15 protein-coding genes are annotated in these 18305 nt (G+C 62.5%); 12 read left to right on the top strand and 3 right to left on the bottom strand.

The annotated features are described in order from the left end of the window. The first annotated feature begins 68 nt into the window (after positions 1-68). From metX to DKW65_RS00125, 12 genes are all read left to right on the top strand, one after another. Positions 69-1223, top strand: coding sequence for a homoserine O-succinyltransferase MetX (metX, locus tag DKW65_RS00180; RefSeq protein ID WP_111655351.1), 1155 nt, complete (start codon positions 69-71; stop codon positions 1221-1223). Then, a complete protein-coding gene (gene metW / locus DKW65_RS00175; RefSeq protein WP_342767572.1) occupies positions 1220-1834 on the top strand; it encodes a methionine biosynthesis protein MetW in 615 nt (204 codons plus the stop codon). The genes metX and metW overlap by 4 nt, the downstream gene beginning before the upstream one ends. 17 nt (positions 1835-1851) lie before the next feature. Next, positions 1852-2466 carry an RdgB/HAM1 family non-canonical purine NTP pyrophosphatase gene (rdgB, locus tag DKW65_RS00170; protein ID WP_111655350.1) on the top strand — a complete coding sequence of 205 codons (615 nt, stop codon included), beginning with the start codon at positions 1852-1854 and terminating at the stop codon, positions 2464-2466. A gap of 100 nt (positions 2467-2566) precedes the next feature. Further along, the gene (locus DKW65_RS00165; RefSeq protein ID WP_111655349.1) at positions 2567-2812 is read left to right on the top strand and encodes a hypothetical protein; all 246 of its coding nucleotides are present in this window, start codon (positions 2567-2569) and stop codon (positions 2810-2812) included. 117 nt (positions 2813-2929) lie between these two features. Next, positions 2930-4099 (top strand): radical SAM family heme chaperone HemW, encoded by a 1170-nt coding sequence (gene hemW / locus DKW65_RS00160; RefSeq protein WP_111655348.1) that lies wholly within the window; start codon positions 2930-2932, stop codon positions 4097-4099. Between the two features lie 133 nt (positions 4100-4232). Next, entirely contained in the window at positions 4233-5057 is an 825-nt protein-coding gene (locus tag DKW65_RS00155; protein ID WP_245932352.1) for a TetR/AcrR family transcriptional regulator, read from the top strand. Between the two features lie 12 nt (positions 5058-5069). Then, positions 5070-6197 (top strand): efflux RND transporter periplasmic adaptor subunit, encoded by a 1128-nt coding sequence (locus DKW65_RS00150; RefSeq protein WP_111655346.1) that lies wholly within the window; start codon positions 5070-5072, stop codon positions 6195-6197. Between the two features lie 20 nt (positions 6198-6217). Further along, on the top strand, positions 6218-9358 hold the full coding sequence (locus DKW65_RS00145) for an efflux RND transporter permease subunit (protein WP_111655345.1): 3141 nt from the start codon (positions 6218-6220) through the stop codon (positions 9356-9358). Between the two features lie 106 nt (positions 9359-9464). Then, a complete protein-coding gene (locus DKW65_RS00140; RefSeq protein WP_111655344.1) occupies positions 9465-10817 on the top strand; it encodes an adenosylmethionine--8-amino-7-oxononanoate transaminase in 1353 nt (450 codons plus the stop codon). A 1-nt stretch (position 10818) separates the two neighbouring features. Then, on the top strand, positions 10819-11568 hold the full coding sequence (locus DKW65_RS00135; RefSeq protein WP_111655343.1) for a 16S rRNA (uracil(1498)-N(3))-methyltransferase: 750 nt from the start codon (positions 10819-10821) through the stop codon (positions 11566-11568). Positions 11569-11577: 9 nt separating this feature from the next. After that, positions 11578-14697, top strand: coding sequence for a CHAT domain-containing tetratricopeptide repeat protein (locus DKW65_RS00130; RefSeq protein WP_111655342.1), 3120 nt, complete (start codon positions 11578-11580; stop codon positions 14695-14697). A gap of 169 nt (positions 14698-14866) precedes the next feature. Beyond that, positions 14867-16465, top strand: coding sequence for an ATP-binding cassette domain-containing protein (locus DKW65_RS00125; RefSeq protein ID WP_111655341.1), 1599 nt, complete (start codon positions 14867-14869; stop codon positions 16463-16465). Between the two features lie 129 nt (positions 16466-16594). On the opposite strand, the gene DKW65_RS00120 is transcribed toward DKW65_RS00125, so the two are convergent. The 3 genes from DKW65_RS00120 to DKW65_RS00110 form a co-directional block, all read right to left on the bottom strand. Beyond that, a complete protein-coding gene (locus DKW65_RS00120) occupies positions 16595-16984 on the bottom strand; it encodes a VOC family protein (RefSeq protein ID WP_111655340.1) in 390 nt (129 codons plus the stop codon). Positions 16985-17047: 63 nt separating this feature from the next. After that, complete coding sequence (locus tag DKW65_RS00115) at positions 17048-17878, bottom strand: class I SAM-dependent methyltransferase (protein WP_111655339.1); 831 nt, start codon at positions 17876-17878, stop codon at positions 17048-17050. Positions 17879-17893: 15 nt separating this feature from the next. Beyond that, entirely contained in the window at positions 17894-18298 is a 405-nt protein-coding gene (locus tag DKW65_RS00110) for a DUF1801 domain-containing protein (protein WP_111655338.1), read from the bottom strand. Between the last annotated feature and the right edge of the window lie 7 nt (positions 18299-18305).

The following is an 18305-nucleotide window of genomic DNA, read 5'->3' as shown; positions in this document are numbered from 1 at the left end:
CGCTTCATTGCAGCGCCGGGCACCCGTGTTTAGACTTGCGCTCTTTACTTCTGGATGCCCGGACACCGATGCCTGACATTCATGCCCCCGGCTCAGTGGGCCTGGTGACGCCCACCGTGATGCATTTCGACCAGCCGCTGGAGCTGGAATGCCATCGCGTGCTGCCCGCCTATGAGCTGATCTACGAAACCTACGGCACCCTCAATGCCGACGCCTCCAATGCGGTGCTGATCTGCCATGCGCTGTCCGGGCATCACCATGCTGCGGGCTATCACAGCGAGCAGGACAAGCGCCCGGGCTGGTGGGACAGCTGCATCGGCCCGGGCAAGCCGATCGATACGAACCGCTTCTTCGTCGTGTCACTGAACAATCTGGGCGGCTGCCACGGCTCCACCGGCCCGGCCAGCATCAACCCCGACAACGGCCAGCCCTGGGGTCCGGATTTTCCCATGGTGACGGTGAAGGACTGGGTCAACAGTCAGGCCAGGCTGGCAGACCGGCTGGGCATCCGCACATGGGCCGCGGTCATCGGTGGCAGCCTGGGCGGCATGCAGGCCCTGCAGTGGGCCATCGACTATCCCGACCGCGTTGGCCATGCCGCCGTGATTGCCTCGGCCAGCAAACTGTCGGCACAGAATATCGCGTTCAATGAGGTCGCCCGCCAGTCGATCCTGACGGACCCGAATTTTCATGGCGGCCGCTATTACCTGCATGACACCTACCCGCGCCAGGGACTGATCCTGGCGCGCATGGTCGGCCATATCACCTACCTCAGCGACGACGCAATGCGCGCGAAGTTTGGTCGCGACCTGCGCAGCGGGCGCTTCCACTTCGGTTTTGATGTGGAGTTCCAGGTAGAGAGCTACCTGCGCCATCAGGGTGAGACGTTCTCGCGCCATTTCGATGCGAACACCTACCTGCTGATGACCAAGGCGCTGGATTATTTCGATCCGGCCCGGGATTTCAATGACTCGCTGGATCAGGCCGTGGCCCAGGCCCGCTGCCCCTTCCTGGTGGTGTCCTTTACCTCTGACTGGCGCTTTGCACCGGAACGCTCCGAAGAAATCGTCCGCGCACTGATGGCGGTGGGGCGGGATGTCAGCTATGCCGAGGTGGACACCGACAAGGGTCACGACGCCTTTCTGCTCGACATCCCCGAATATACCCGTCTGTTCGGTGCCTGGATGCGGCGCATCGCCAATGACCTGGAGGCGCGCGCATGACCGAAACCACGCAACAGGCCCTGCGTCCGGACCTCGCCCTGATTCGCGACTGGATTCCCGAAGGTGCCAGTGTGCTTGACCTGGGGTGCGGCGATGGTCAGTTGCTGGCCAATCTGCGCGACACCCGCAACGTGCGCGGCTACGGCCTGGAAATCGATCAGGAAAACATTGCCCACTGCATCGAGCGGGGGGTCAATGTGATCGAACAGGATATCGACGAAGGGCTGGGCAACATTGCCGACGGACGCTTCGATTATGTCCTGATGACCCAGGCCCTGCAGGCGGTGCAGCGACCCGACCAGGTCGTGGCCGAGATGCTGCGCGTAGGACGCGAAGCCATTGTCACCTTCCCCAACTTCGGCCATTGGCGCGTGCGCAGCTACCTGTTCTTCAAGGGCCGGATGCCAGTGTCCCGACGCCTGCCGCATCAATGGTATGACACGCCGAACATCCACCTGTGCACCGTGCAGGATTTCGATACCCACTGTCGCAAGCGCGGCTACAAGGTGCTTGATCGCCTGGTGCTGAACAACGACCACGCCTCGGGCCTGGGCACCCGGCTGTGGCCGAACGTGTTTGGCGAAATTGCCATCTACCGGGTCAGTTACTGAGCCACGGAGCGTTGCGTATGGAATGGGTGCTGGCCTCGGGCAATCAGAAAAAGCTGAAGGAGCTGACCGACATTCTGGCACCGCTGGGCGTGACCGTTCGCCCGCAAAGCGACTTTGCCGTGCCAGAGGCCGAGGAAACCGGCCTGACGTTCGTCGAAAACGCCATCCTCAAGGCCCGCAATGCCGCCCACCATACCGGCCTGCCCGCCATCAGTGACGATTCCGGCCTGGAAGTCGACGCGCTGAACGGCGCCCCGGGCATCTATTCCGCACGCTTTGCCGGCGCCGGCGCCAGCGATGCCGACAACAATCGCAAACTGACAGAAAGCCTGCGCGAGATGCCAAATGCGTCTCGCCGGGCGCGCTACCAGTGCGTTATCGTCTTCATGCGCCACGCTGATGATCCAGTGCCCGTGATCTGCCAGGGCAGCTGGGAGGGCGAGATACAGATGACCCCGACAGGCGAGGGCGGCTTTGGTTACGATCCACATTTTTTTGTGCCCGAAGCAGGCTGCAGCGCCGCAGAGATGTGCGCACACGACAAGCATCGGCTAAGCCATCGCGGCAAGGCATTGTCGCAGTTCATGACTATCGCGAAAGCGCGTTTAATTGATGCAGCAAATACAAATTAGTGTTAAACCTTGCCTTGCCGACAAACTTTGATCTCTTAATTTCCACTAAAAGCACGTACGATCAACATCGTCAGTTTCCTGAATACACGGAGGAAAGGTTATGAACAAGCTGCATATTGCCGGTATCGCTCTGGTCACCTCGTTTGCCTTGGCGGCCTGCGGCGACCCGGGCCCGGGCGAGCAAGCCGGTGAGGCGTTCGATGAAGGCACGGATCGCCTGGAGCGAAGCTACGATGCCATGATGGGCGAAGAAGGCCCGATGGAAGAAGCTGGCCGCGAAGCCGATGAAGCGTGGGATGACACCACCGACGCTGCGGAAGATACCTATGAAGACATGACCAACTGAGGTCAGTCGATTGCACGGAAGCAATCCGGGGCGGCGCAAGCCGCCCTTTTTGTTACTGCCCCGACCTTCAGGCATACTCGTTCCGCCTGCACCTTGTCGGCGCCACCACCCTGAGCCATGCCAGCACACCCGCCGCACTCACCGCTCCCGGCCACCCTGCCGCCCCTGTCACTCTACGTGCATCTGCCCTGGTGCGTGCGCAAATGTCCCTACTGCGATTTCAATTCCCATGAACGCGATGGCGACCTGCCGGAGGCGGCCTATCTGGCGGCGCTGCTGACCGACCTCGAACAGGAACTGCCGGACGTACAAGGTCGGGAGGTCACCAGCCTGTTCTTCGGCGGCGGCACGCCAAGCCTGCTGTCGCCCGGCTTCTACCAGACACTGCTGACCCGACTGCGCGAGCAGTTGCCGTTCGCCCGCGACATCGAGATCACACTGGAAGCCAATCCCGGCACCGTGGAACAGGATCGTTTCGACGGCTTTCGTGCGGCGGGGATCAACCGGCTGTCGCTGGGCGTGCAGAGCTTCAACGATCAGCACCTGCGCGCCCTGGGGCGTATCCACGGCGGCGCCGAGGCGATCCGGGCCGCCGGGCAGGCGCGCCGCGCCGGGTTCGACAATATCAATCTGGACCTGATGCACGGCCTGCCCGGGCAGACGCCGGAGCAGGCGCTGGCAGATCTGCGCCAGGCCATTGCCCTGGCCCCCGAGCATATCAGCTGGTACGAACTCACCATCGAGCCCAACACCGCCTTCTACCGGGCACCGCCCACCCAGCCGGACGGTGACACCCTGGCGGATACCGAGATGGCGGGCTTCGACGTACTGGCCGAGGCGGGCTACGGGCGCTATGAAGTGTCTGCGTTCGCCCGCGCCGACCGGCAGTGCCGACATAACCTGAACTACTGGACCTTTGGCGATTACCTGGCGCTGGGCGCCGGGGCCCACGGCAAGATCACTCGGCCCGACGGGATCTACCGCTACCGCAAGACCCGCCTGCCCGGCCACTACCTGGCCGAGGACGGCACCCGGCGCTGCGGCCTGGCCCCCGTGCCCGCCGACGAACTGCCCGGCGAATTCATGCTCAACGCCCTGCGCCTTGTTGCCGGGGTGCCAGCGGCGATGTTCCCGGCCCATACCGGATTACCGCTGGACCAACTGGCCGATGCCCTGACGCGTGGCCGCGCCCGGGGACTGCTCAGCAACGACCCGCAGCGCCTGGCCTGCACCACCCTGGGGCAGCGCCACCTCAACCATACCCTCGGTCTTTTCCTCTCCGCCTGACGGGCCTTCACGCACTGCTGCCACGATCTGTCACGATCCCGCGGCAACCTCCGCGCTACTGCGCATTTTTACAATACAGGCTGCAACACCGAGCGGCAGAATCAGCGCCGATGACAAGAGGCTTGCTCGCGAAATGAACCGGATTCATAATCCGCTCAATATTCGTAACGATACTCACCTCGCCCAGCGGAGACTGCCACTGATGGGGACTCGGGAAAGACGCCTGCGTGAACTGGCGGAACGGGAACAACGCTTCATGGATGCCGCGCGTGAACAGATCCGTGACCATGGTCTGCTGGCCCTGCAGATGGCCAAGGTCGCCCGCACCTGCGATTACGCCACCGGCACGCTGTACCAGCATTTTTCCTCGAAAGAGGACCTGCTGTTATCGATCTGTGCCGATCAGGCCGAAAAACGCGTGGCCACCATGGCCCGCGCCGCCGACTGGGACGCACCGTCCCGGGATCGCATCTTTGCCCTGATGGTGGCGGACATGCTGTTTGCCCGTCGGCACCCCGACCACTACCGCCTGACCCAGTACATCTTTACCGAGGCCGTCTGGGGCTCGGCGTCGCAGCGGCGCCGGGACGCGGTGATCGAGGCGCACCGGCCGATCAGCGAACTGATCTCGCGCATCGTCAACGACGGCGTGGCCGCCGGTGACGTGGTCAACCCGCGCCCGCATCCGCTGGAGCTGGCGCTGGGGCAATACGCCATGACCATCGGCATGCACACCATGGTGCTGGCCGAGGGCGTGCTGGATAACTACAACGTGCACGACCCGTATCAGGTGCTGCTGTATCACGGCGTGGCGCACCTGAACGGGCTCAACTGGCAACCGCTGCTCGACCCGGCCGACAGCCAGGCGCTGGACGCACTGGTGTCACGTATCTGCACCACCCTGTTTGATGATCTTTGCCATACGGACGGCGATGAACCGCCCGCGGCGACCCACTGAGGACCGCTAGAGATGAACCTGAAGATTCTTTTCACCCTGATCGGCCTGATCGTGCTGTTCCTGCTCGTGTTCGTCGTTCAGGCAATGATGCGCATGGGCATGAACCAGTTCTTCGATAATATGCCGATGCCAGCCGCCACCATTACCGCGGCCGAGGCCGAAACGGCGGCCTGGGCACGCGGCATCAATGCGGTGGGCACGGCACGCGCCGTGAACGGCACCCAGTTGACCACCGAGGCAGCGGGCATCGTCACCGAAATCCGCTTCAGCTCCGGCGATACCGTCGAGAAAGGCCAGATACTGCTGCGCCTGGACGACGACACCGACCGGGCCGAGCTGCAATCGCTGCGCGCCGCCGCCGAGCTGACCCGGCTGGATCTGGACCGGACCGAACGCCTGCATCGCCAGGGCAGCATCTCCAAAGCTGAGCTGGACCGCGCAAAAAGCCAGGCGGATCAGGCCAGTGGCGCTCTGAACGCGCAGCAGGCCCGGGTTAACCAGAAGACCATCCGGGCGCCGTTCGCGGGCCAACTGGGCATTCGCCAGGTCGACCTGGGTGAATACCTGTCCCCGGGGACGCCGGTGGTCAGCCTGCAACAACTTGATCCGGTGTATCTGGAATTCAGCCTGCCGGAACAACGCCTGGCGGACATCAAGCTGGACATGACCGTGCGCGCCGAAGTCGACGCCTGGCCCGGTGAAGCGTTCGAAGGGGTCATCACCGCCCTTGAGCCGGGTATCAATCCCGGCACTCGCAACTTCATGATCCAGGCCACGCTGGACAACCCGGAACAGAAACTGCGCGCCGGTATGTTCGCCCGCGTGACCATTGATCTGGGCGACGCGGACGACGTCGTGGCGATTCCGCAAACAGCGGTGAGCTACAACCCCTATGGCAATGCCGTATTCGTGATCGTGGAAAACGAGGGCAAGAACGGCGAACCGCACCTGACCGTGAACCGTCGCTTTGTCCGCACCGGCCGCACGCTGGGCGACATGGTGGCCATACTGGAAGGGCTGGAGCCCGGCGACCGGGTGGCGACGTCTGGCCTGCTCAAGCTCAGCAACAACGCCACCGTGAAGATCAGTGACGAGGCCGAACCGCCGGCCAGCACCGCCCCGACGCCTGACAACAGCTGATCCTCACCGGGACAACAACGATGAAATTTACCGATATCTTCATCCGCAAACCGGTACTGGCCAGCGTGGTCAGTCTGTTCATTTTCCTGCTCGGCGTGCGCGCCGCGCTGGAGCTGAACGTGCGCCAGTATCCGGAATTGCAGAATGCGGTGATCAGCGTGACCACCGCCTATGTCGGCGCCGATGCTGATCTGATCCAGGGTTTTATCACCGCCCCGCTGGAGCGCGAAATCGCTACCGCCGATGGCATTGATTACCTGACCTCCACCAGCTTCGGCGGCGTATCACAAGTGCAGGCCTTCCTGCGCCTGGAGGCCGACCCGAATGAAGTGCTGACCCAGGTGGCGGCCAAGGTCAACAAGCTGCGCGGCGAACTGCCTGCCGAGTCGGAAGACCCGGTGGTCGAGCTGGCCGAGGGCGATGCCACCGCCGCCATGTACCTGGCGTTCTACAGCGAGATTCTCGACAACAACCAGATTACCGATTATCTGGTGCGCGTCGTCGAGCCGCTGCTGTCCACCGTGCCCGGTGTGCAGCGTGCCGAAATTCTGGGGGCGCGCACCTTCGCCATGCGCCTGTGGCTGCAACCGGAGCGCATGACCGCCCTCGGCGTGACCGCCAGCGATGTGTTCGGTGCCTTGCAGGCCAACAATGTGCTCTCTGCGGTGGGCTCCACCAAGGGCGCGCTGGTCAGCGTGGACCTGACCGCACAGACTGATCTGCAGAATGTCGAGCAGTTCGAGCAGTTGATCGTGCGCGAGGAAGGCGGCGCCATCATCCGCCTGAGCGATATCGCCGAGGTGGAACTGGGCGCGGAAAGCTACGGCACCACCGTGACTTTTGGTGATCAGGCCGCCACCTTTATCGGTATCGAAGTGGCCCCGGACGCCAACGCCCTGGATGTGATTCAGGCGGTGCGTCAGGTGTGGGATCAGGACATCATTCCGGAACTGCCCGAAGGGCTGTCCGCCGATATTCCCTACGACTCCACCGAATATATCCAGAGCGCCATCAACGAGGTGCTGAGCACCATCGTGGAAGCCGTAATCATCGTGATTATCGTGATCTTCCTGTTCCTCGGTTCACTGCGCGCCGTGATCATTCCCACCGTGGCGGTGCCGCTGTCGATGGTCGGCGCCATGTTCCTGATGCTGCTGATGGGCTTTTCCATCAACCTGCTGACCCTGCTGGCCATGGTGCTGGCCATCGGCATCGTGGTGGATGACGCCATTATCGTGCTGGAAAACATTCACCGGCATGTGGAAGAAGGCATGGCACCCAAGGACGCTGCCTTGCAGGGTGCCCGCGAGCTGGCCTGGCCAGTGGTGGCGATGACCACCACGCTGGTGGCGGTGTATCTGCCGATCGGTTTTATCGGCGGGCTGTCCGGCACCCTGTTCGTGGAGTTTGCCTTTACCCTGGCCGGGGCCGTGCTCTTGTCCGGCGTGGTCGCACTGACGCTGTCGCCCATGCTCTGCAGCAAGCTGCTCAAACCGCATGACGAAAACGGCGGGGGGCGGCTGGAAAAATGGCTGGACGCCAAGTTCGAATCCCTGCGCCTGGGCTATCGTAACGGCCTGCATTCGATGCTGAACGACAAGGGGCTGGTCGCCATCTTTGGCGGCGTAGCGCTGGTGTCCTGCTACTTCCTGTTTGCCAGCCTGCCTGAAGAACTGGCACCAGAGGAAGACCAGGGCTTCATTCTGGCGTTCGCGGAATCCGATCCCTATACCACCATGGAATACTTCCGCCTGAACACCGAGCTGCTGCGTGAAAAGGTTCAGGACCTGCCCGAGATGGACAAGGTCTTCCTGATCAACGGCTTCGGCGGCGGCAGCAGCGGCAGCACCACCGACGGCATCGCCGGCATGGTGCTCAAGCCCTGGGATCAGCGCACGCGCGGCACCAAGCAGGTGCTGGAGCAGGATATCCAGGGCATCGTTGAAACGATTCCCGGCCTGCAGATGGCGGCCTTCCAGCCCCCACCCCTGCCCAGTGGCGGCGGTGGCGGCTTCCCGATTGAATTCGTGGTCGGCACCACACAGCCCATTTCCGCAGCTGCCGAGCTGGTGCAGCAGATCGTGGCGCGCGGTTACGAGAGCCGCAAGTTCATCTTCCTGAACACCGACCTGAAGATCGACAAGCCGCGCGCAGAAATCGTGATCGACCGCGACAAGGCGGCCGCACTGGGCATCGACATGCGCGGCCTGAGCCAGGACATGTCCGCCATGCTGGCCGGTGGTTTCGCCAATCGCTTTGCGCTGGAGAATCGCTCTTACAAAGTCATCCCGCAGGTACAGCGTAGCGACCGACTGAACCCGGAGCAGATTCTGGACTATTACACGCGCACCGGGACCGGCGAGCTGGTGCCACTGTCCACCATCGCGACGCTGAAGCACACGGTGCAGCCGCAGCAGCTGAATCGCTTCCAGCAGCTCAACAGCATCACGATTTCGGCCGTGCCGCGCCCCGGCGTGTCATTGGGCGAGGCGCTGTCCGTGCTGGAAGAGGCCGCAGCGGACATCCTGCCGCAGGGCTACCGCACCGACTATGCCGGCCAGTCACGCCAGTTCCGCACCGAAGGGTCGCAGCTGATCATGACCTTCTTCTTTGCGCTGGTGATTATCTACCTGGTGCTGGCCGCGCAGTTCGAGTCCTGGCGTGATCCGCTGGTGATGCTGGTGTCCGTGCCCATGTCGATCTGCGGCGCGCTGCTGTGCATGGCCATCCTGAACATCGTCAGCGGCTTTGCCCAGATGGGCGGCCTCTACTGGCCCACCACCTCGATGAACATCTATACCCAGGTGGGACTGGTGACGTTGATCGGGGTGATCTCCAAGCACGGCATCCTGATCGTGGAGTTTGCCAACAAGCTGCAGGAACAGGGCCTGTCCAAACGCCGCGCCATCGAAGAGGCCACGTCGATTCGTCTGCGCCCGGTGCTGATGACCACCGCCGCCCTGGTGCTGGCCATGGTGCCCCTGCTGATCGCCAGTGGTCCCGGCGCCGGTGCCCGCTTCGCCATGGGCTTCGTGATCGCCAGCGGCATGACCCTGGGCACCCTGTTCACCCTGTTTGTGGTGCCCGCCATGTACCTGTATATCAGCAAGGACCATGGCAACACCGGCGAGAGCATGGACGATCTGCAACCCGCCCACTAAGCGGCGCAGCACGGCCCACCTGAAAACCCCGCCTCGGCGGGGTTTTCTTTATCGGGTGCCTTCTGTAGTACTCTTGTCCTCCCCAGCCACAACCCCGGGAGCCACCATGACCAGCAATCGCGATCTGATCGAACGGGACCTCAAGGTGCTCTGGCACCCCTGTACCCAGATGAAGGATCACGAGAGCCTGCCGCTGATTCCGATCAAGCGTGGCGAAGGCGTGTGGCTGGAAGACTTTGACGGCAACCGCTATATCGATGCCGTCAGTTCCTGGTGGGTGAATCTGTTCGGCCATGCCAACCCGCGCATCAATGCCGCCGTGCACGAACAGCTCGACAAGCTGGAGCATGTCATTCTGGCGGGGTTTTCCCACGAGCCGGTGGTGGCGCTGTCCGAGCGCCTGGTGTCGATCACCCCGCCCGGCCTGGAGCGCGTGTTCTATGCCGACAACGGCTCATCCGGCATTGAAGTGGCGCTGAAGATGAGCTTCCACTACTGGCACAACCAGGGCCAGACAGAGAAACGCCGCTTCGTCACCCTGGGCAACAGCTACCACGGCGAAACCCTGGCCGCGCTCGCCGTGGGCGATGTGGACCTGTACAAGTCCACCTACAAACCCCTGCTGATGGAAGTGCTGACCGCCCCCAGCCCGGACTGCTTCCACCGCGAAGACGGCGAAAGCTGGGAGGCCTATTCACGCCGCCAGTTCGAAGGCATGAAGGCCATCCTGGCCGAACACCACCATGAAATCTGCGCCGTGATCGTTGAGCCGCTGGTGCAATGTGCCGGCAGCATGCGCATGTATCACCCGATCTATCTGAAATTGCTGCGCGAAGCCTGCGACAAGTACAAGGTGCATCTGATTGCGGATGAAATCGCCGTCGGTTTCGGTCGTACCGGCACCCTGTTTGCCTGCGAGCAGGCGGGCATTACCCCCGACTTCATGGCACTGTCCAAGGGGCTGACCGCCGGGTATCTGCCGCTGTGCGCCGTGCTGACCACGGATGAGATCTATCAGGCGTTCTACGACGACTACAACACCCTGCGCGCCTTTCTGCACTCGCACAGCTACACCGGCAACCCGCTGGCCTGTGCAGCGGCCATGGCGACGCTGGATATCTTCGAAAGCGACAAGGTCATCGAGCAGAACCAGGCCCTGGCGGCCCACATGGGCAAGGCACTGGAGCGCTTCCAGGACCACCCGCATGTGGCCGAAGTGCGCCAGACCGGCATGATTGCCGCCCTGGAAATGGTGAAAGACAAACGCAGCCGGGAAGTCTACGACTGGCGCGAACGGCGCGGCCTGCGCGTTTATCAACACGCCCTGACCCGCCAGGCCCTGCTGCGCCCGCTGGGCAACGTCACCTATTTCATGCCGCCGTATATCATTACACCGGAACAGATCGATCACCTGGCCGACGTGGCTTGGGAAGGCATCAACCTGGCTACGCAGGACTGACATGCGCCGCTTTTATGACCCGCAGCCCTTCGCCCTCGACACGCCCACCGAACTGGGTGAGGACGCCAGTCACCATATCGCCCGCGTGCTGCGCATGGCGGTGGGCGACGAGATCAGCCTGTTCAACGGCGACGGCGGCGAATGGTCGGCGCGCATCAGCGCCATCAGCAAGAAGAGCGTCACCGCCATTCCTTACGCGCACAGCCACGACGACCGCAGCGCGCCCTGGCCCGTGACCGTCGCCCTGCCGATGATCAAGGGCGAACGCATGGATTACGCCATCCAGAAAGCCACCGAACTGGGCGCCGCCGCCTTTCAATTGCTGCTGACCGAACGTACCGACGTGCGGCTGGATGGCGAACGGCTGGAAAAGAAATGCCGCCACTGGCAACAGGTGGCCATCAGTGCCTGCGAGCAGTGCGGCCTGAACCGCGTCCCGACGATCCTGCCACCGCTGCCGCTGACCACCTTCGTGCAACATACCGATGCCGACCTGAAACTGATTGCCCATCCCGGCGAACAACCGCTGGCGCCCGCGCAGCTGCGCGCCGCCAGCAGCCTTGCCCTGCTGACGGGCCCGGAAGGCGGCTTGACCGAGGGCGAGCTGACCGCCGCCCAAGACGCCGGCTTCATCGCCTTCGCCCTCGGCAACCGCGTCCTCCGCGCCGAGACAGCGCCGGTCGCCTTGCTGGCGGCCTTGTGGACGATGGCCGATCTGTCCCTCTCACAAGACCCATCCACTTCACAGTAGGCGCCTGCCATGGCCATGCTGCCATTGGGATACACCACCCGGAAAAACCATCCCCTGCTGCCGCTCCTGTGCCTGTTGGCCAGCTTCAGTGGTTGCGCCAGTCTGCACAAGGGCACCCCGCCGTCACCGGTGTGCAGCGAGCCTGAGCTCGAAGCCACGCTGGCGCAGCACCGCCAACTCGGCGACCGGCACGGCGAAGCCGAGACCTTGCACGCCCTCGGCTACGAATATGAAGACCTTGGACAGTACGCCTGCGCACGCAGTCACTATGAGCAAGCCCTGGCCCTTCATCGTGAACTGGGCGATCGCAGCCGCGAAGGCGGGGCACTTCAGGATCTCGGCGACGTTTCTCTGAGCCTTGGTGCGCTGGAAGAGGCCCGGGAGCATTATCAGCAAGCGTTGCAGATTCACCGCGAGGTTGCGGCGCTCGAGGCAGAGGGCACCACCCATAACAACCTCGGCATCGTCTATGAGCGCCTGGCGTTTTATCCCCAAGCCATGGAGCACTACCAGCAAGCATTACTCAAGCGCGCCGAGCTCGGCGATTTAGCTGGCGAAGCACGCTCACGACGACGCCTCGCTCTGCTGTATCAGGATCTGGGCCAGTACGCCGCCGCATTGACGGAGTATCAGCAGGTACTGGTCATCGCCCGCGAAATCAGCGACGACAGTCTTGAAAATGTACGTCTTGAAAGTGAAGCCCTGTTTTATATCGGTACCCTGTATCAGCTCCAGGGAAACAACCCGCTCGCCGTCGAAACACTGTCCCATGCGCTGGACAGCGCGCAGCAGGCCGAAGACATCTCGCTGCAAGCACTGATTCACAACAACCTGTATGTCCTGTACGGCGAACTCGGCCAGTATGCACTTGCGCTGACCCATGGCGAGCAGGCATTGGCGCGCTATCGCGCGCAGGGCGATCGCGATTGGGAAGGCCGCTCGCTGATGCACCTTGGCGTGACCCACCATCAACTCGGCCAATCCGGGCAGGCGCTGGAATACTATCAGCAAGCGATCGAGATCATGCGCGACAGTGGCGACCGCGACGGCGAGCGCGCCGCACTCAATAACAGAGCCAACGCCCTCCAGCAGCGGGGCCAACTTGACGCCGCGCTGGCCCACCACAAACAGGCACTGCGCATCGCCCGCCGCACACACCGCCGCCATGCCGAAGCGGCCAGCCTGTACGGCATGGGCAGCGTGTACGAAGCCCAGGGCAAACATGCCAGAGCCCTGCGCCACTATCAGCAAGCGCAGACGATCTATCAGGACATAGGCTTCTCGGCGCAACACAGTGCAGCATTCGCGCGAGGCCGTGTACTCCAGAAGCGTGGCCACTATGAGCAAGCACTGGCCATCTATGAAGAAACCCTGATAGCCGCAGACATGGCGTCCGTTCCAGCGCTGCAATGGCAGGTTAACCATGCACTGCAACAGCTTTTACTGTTGCTGAATCGGCCTTATGAAGCTGCCTTTTATGGCAAGCGCGCGGTCAACGCCATCCAGTCATTGCGCGCTGGCGCGCAGACGCTGGATGCCGCGTTGCAAATGTCTCTGCTCGCAGACAAACGCGTCGTCTACACCGAACTGGCCGACCTGCTCATCAGCCAGGGGCGTCTGGGCGAGGCCGAACAGATACTCGGCCTGCTCAAGGAACAGGAGTATGTGGACTTCGTGCGCCGTGACCAGCGCGCAACAGGTCTCGCTGGCGAAGCAAGCAGCAACGCTTTCGAAGCGCCATGGGCGGCGCGCTACCAGGAGATCGGCGACAACCTGGCCGCCCTCGGCCGCGAGTACGGCGAACTGTCACGCGTTCCCCGCACCGCCAGAGACGCCTCACAGCAGGCGCGCTATCAGACCTTGCAGGCAGATCTGGCTGTAGCCAGACAGGCCTACCAGACCCATCTCCAGGACTTGCGATCCGCCTTTGCTGCACTCGGCCCGGAACGGGCCATGGCCTTTGCCGAACACGACCTCGACAGCCTGCGCGCACTGCAAGGCACACTCCGGCAGCTCGGCCCGGGCACCGTACTGCTGCATTATCTGGTGACACCAGAGCGGCTGCGCATTCTCGTCACCACGGCCGATGTACAACTCCATCGCGACAGCGCCATCAGCGAAGCTGAACTCAACCGCCTGATCCTTGCCTATCGGCAGGTCCTCCAGGACCCGCGACGCGATCCGCAGGCGCCAGCACGCGCGCTCTATGACGTGCTGATTGCCCCCGTCCATGATGATCTGCAGCAAGCCCAGGCGCGCGTGCTGATGCTGGGCCTGGACGCCAATCTCCGTTACTTGCCGCTGGCCGCCCTGCACTCCGGCGAACGCTGGCTGGTTGAAGACTATGCCCTCAGCATTTACACCGCCGCCGCCCGCGCCAATCTGACCGCGCCGCCACGCACCGATTGGCGCGTCGCTGGCCTGGGAGTGAGCGAAGCGGCCGCCGGTTTCTCTGCCCTGCCCGCGGTGCCGTTCGAGCTGCACTCGGTGGTGCGCGATCCGTTGCGCAATCCCGACGGCGGCATGTTGCACGGCAGCATTCATCTGGATGGCGAATTTGATGCCGACGCATTGACCGAAATACTCGAAGACGCGTATCCGGTGGTGCATATCGCCAGCCACTTTCATTTCGGGCACGGCACTGAAGCGGATTCCTTCCTGGTGCTCGGGAACGATCAACGACTCAGTCTGGAAGACTTTCGCCATGGCGCCTTCCCCCTGCATGAGGTTGATCTGCTCACCCTGTCGGCGTGCGATACCGCCGTGGGCGGTCCGGGAGATAACGGGCGCGAAGTCGAGGGCTTCGGTGTGATGGCCCAGCGTCAGGGCGCGCGAGCGGTCATTGCCACCTTGTGGCCGGTCGCCGATGCCAGCACCGGCCTGTTCATGCAGCAGTTCTACGACCATCGGGTGCACGCGCAGACGCACAAGGCCGAAGCACTTCGTCGCGCCCAACTGGCGTTGCTGGGCGGCCAGATGGACCTCTCTGCCGTACCGGAAAACCTGACACGCGGTCTGGCCAGGCCTGCATCAGGCAATGTGCCTGAGCCGTATATCACCAACCCGGACCAGCCTTTCAGTCACCCCTATTACTGGGCGCCGTTTATTCTGATGGGCAACTGGCTCTGACCTTCCAGGCACCGGCCCCGGAGCCGGCCTTCCATTGCCGCCCCTTTGGCCATTCGATAGAATGGCCGTGAGCTATCCCACCAGGCACTGTCCCACCACGCAGGAGTCACGCCAATGAAGTCAGCACTCTGAACCCGGTTTATTCCCTGGTGTTACAGAGGTGTTGTCCATGGCGATGGCCTGTATTTCCGCGACGGATCTGACCGTCACTTTCGAACCTGCACCCCCCGTTTTCCAGGCACTGGATGTGCATCTTGCCGCTATGCCTGTAGCCCTGATTGGTCCCAACGGCGCCGGCAAGACGCTGCTGGCCGAATGTCTGGCGGGCCTGCGCACGCCGCAGCAAGGTATCGTTCAGCAGCGAGTGCCTGTGCGGTTCCTGTCACAGCGTGCCGCCGAAAATCCGGGTGCCGAAAACGTGGCCACATTCCTGGGCGTTGCGGCCCCGCTGGCCGCTCTTGATCGGCTGATGGCCGGAACGGGACGTGTCGATGACCTCGCCACGCTTGACGAGCAGTGGGGACTCCGGCAAGAACTTGAAGCCCTTCTGGCACAGTTCCAGCTCGCCCCCGACATCCTGACCTCCCCCCTTCGCACCTTGAGTGGAGGACAGCGCACCCGGCTGCACCTGCTGAAGCTGTCCCGGCAAGCTGATACCTTTCTGATACTCGACGAACCGACCAATCACCTCGATCAGAGCGGACGGGAATGGCTGATGCGCTGGATCCACCAGCGAACGGGCGGAGCGCTGGTGATTACCCATGACAGGGCCCTGCTTGACTCCTTCAGCCAACTGCTCGAACTGCGCCACGGAGCCCTGCAATGGCATGGCCAGGGCTTTGCAGCCTATGAGCAGGCGCGGTTGGGTCTTCTGGAAAAGGCACAGCATGACAAGACTCATGCACGTCAGGCACTAAGAAAGGAGCGGCATCAGCAACAGCTTGAGCGGGAACGACATGAGCAGCGTGCCGCCAGAGGGCGTGCAAAAGCGCGCAAGGGGGATATGCCAAAGGTCCTGCAGGATGCGCGCAAGGATCGGAGTGAAGCCACCGGGGGACGTATCGCGTACAAGCATCAGGCGGCCCTTGATGCGCAACAGCAGCGCGTTCAGATCGCCGAATCGGTGCTTGGCCGGAATGATGCCCTGGGCTTTCGCCTGACCGAACCGGCGCCGATCTCCGGCGCCGTACTGACACTGCGGGATGTGCGGCTGCCATGGATCCGCAACATGCCACCACTGAACGAACACATCCAGAACGGCGAGCGCTGGCGACTGCACGGCGCCAATGGCAGCGGCAAATCAACCCTGCTTGCCGCGATCTGCGGCGGCATCGACCCGCTATCCGGAAAGATTGACCGGCGGGGCTCTGTGCGTCGACTCGACCAGCACCTGAGCATTCTGAATCCGGACGATAGCGCACTGGACAACTTTCAGAGTCTGAACCCTGGTTGGCTTGAAACCGCCTACAGGGATCGGCTGGCGTTATTGAGAATAAAGGGGGAACAGGCACTGCGACCGATTGGCCAGCTCAGCGGCGGCGAGAAGCTGAAAGTCGCTCTGGCTTGCTGCCTGATGGGACCAGAGACTGCGCAGCTCCTGTTGCTGGATGAGCCGGATAACCATCTGGATCTGGAGAGTCAGGCGCTACTGGCAGATGTACTGAGGCAGTATCAGGGCAGCCTGATGGTGGTGACCCATAGCGAGCCCTTCGCCGAAGCCCTGTTGCTGGAGCGCCGACTTTTTATGCCCACGCCATCGCCACTATGATGTTGATCGCCTTTCCTATCGTATCACCCGTATTGCCCGGCTTCATCACGCGCCGAAATCCTGACGGACGGACAGGTTCAGCGTATCGCTTCTCCATAACGCCTACTGCTGCGGATTTCGCGATGATGTTTACTCTTTCGGATACATCACAAACGCCAGCTTGTTGCCATCCGGATCGCGGACGTAAGCAGCGTAAAAGCCCTCGGCGTACTGGGGCCGGTAGCCGGGCTCACCTTCTGAACTGCCGCCGTGCTGCATGGCCAACTCGTAAAGACGATCCACCTGATTCGTTTCTTCAAACTGGAACGCGGTCATGACGCCGTTGCCGACATTGGCCGGCTTGCCATCAAACGGATAGCCGACGAAGAAACGCGGGAAACTCAGATCATCGTTCTTGCCGTAAGAGACACAGGCCTCATCTTCCCAGCAGACTTCCAGTGCCATGTTGTCAAAAACGGGGTCGTAAAACGCCCGCGCTTTCTCCAGATCCTGCGTGCCTACCATGGTGTAAGCCATCATATTTGCACCTCGGCATACGCTGCACTTCGTTTCAGCCCGATCAGCAGTACCTGTGGGCTCTCATCACGGGGCGACACCCACGCCCAGGGTCGCCACATTGGTTACCTTGATGATGCCGCCCGGGAACCGCTCCTCGATGATCGCGTACAGGCGCTCGCGGAGGCGCTCTTTGCCGGAAGGGCCAACGCGATCCAGCAACGCCTGCACGGGCGGCGCGCCCGCCGTCATCATGCGCCACAGTCCGTCGAAGTCAGGCAATTCCAGTTCACGTGCAACAAACTCTACCTGGACATCACGAAACCCGGCGGCCTCCATCTCTGACTTGAAAGCCGCAGGATCAGACAGGCGAAAAACAGGCGGCGGGGACGGCGGCGCCGGCATATCCGGGAATGCGGCCTGCACGGCAGCCAGAAAAAGCCCGAACGACTCGAACCGGTCCGGACCAGCCCAACCGGTCACGGCCACGCGGCCGCCAGGACGCACCACGCGGCACAGCTCCGCAAAGCCTTTTACCCGATCCGGGAAGAACATCAGCGCGAAGCTGGACGCTGCGGCATCGAAACTCGCGTCAGGGAACGCCAGAGCCTGACCGTCCATGACTTTACACTGGACGTTCACAGCCCCCGCCGCCTGCAGCCGCTCACGCAGCACATCAACCATCTTCGGGGCAAAATCGGTGGCCATCACCGACTTCACCCGGGGAAACAGCGCTTCGGTAAGCACTCCGGAACCAGCACCTACTTCCAGCACCTCCGCGCTGTGATCCACAGCAAGTCGCTCGACCAACGGCTCAGTAAAAGCGCGCATCAGGACCGGTGCGACGTCCTCTGCATAACCCCGGCTGGCCGCGCCCCAGCTTTCCGGGGTATCTGTCGCAGGCATTTTTTCGCTCATGCGTTGCCCTCCTTGCTATGTCCAACCCGGACGGCGGCCCGCTTGCCTGATCCATTGGCGGATCTCCGGCGCCGCGGCCTCCTCCAGCGTTTTCAGTTTGATATACCGGGAACGATCGCTCTCGCCCAACGGCGGCGGCACATCAAAGTCAGCACCACCAAGAAAGACAATGTTCACAGACACGTCGTACGCTGCGATCTCAATGACCCAACCTAACTCGGGAAGGCCGTAGTACGCATTCTGCCACTTGATAGCATATTGAAGCCCGCTGTGTTCCTCGCAGATCATCTCGTCCAGCTTGCGAACCATCGGATTCAGGCCAGGCATGACCCGCTTGCTGATCCAGTCATGAATCTGGCCGTGGTCACTCGAGGGGACGGGCGGCTTGCGTGAGCTGTTTGGCTTGCGTAGTTTTGCCATACCTTGC

It is taken from the genome of Isoalcanivorax indicus (genome assembly GCF_003259185.1).
GTDB classification, from domain to species: Bacteria; Pseudomonadota; Gammaproteobacteria; order Pseudomonadales; family Alcanivoracaceae; genus Isoalcanivorax; species Isoalcanivorax indicus.
The sequence above is the reverse complement of the archived record's forward strand: the minus strand, read 5'-3'. Positions and strand labels throughout refer to the sequence as shown.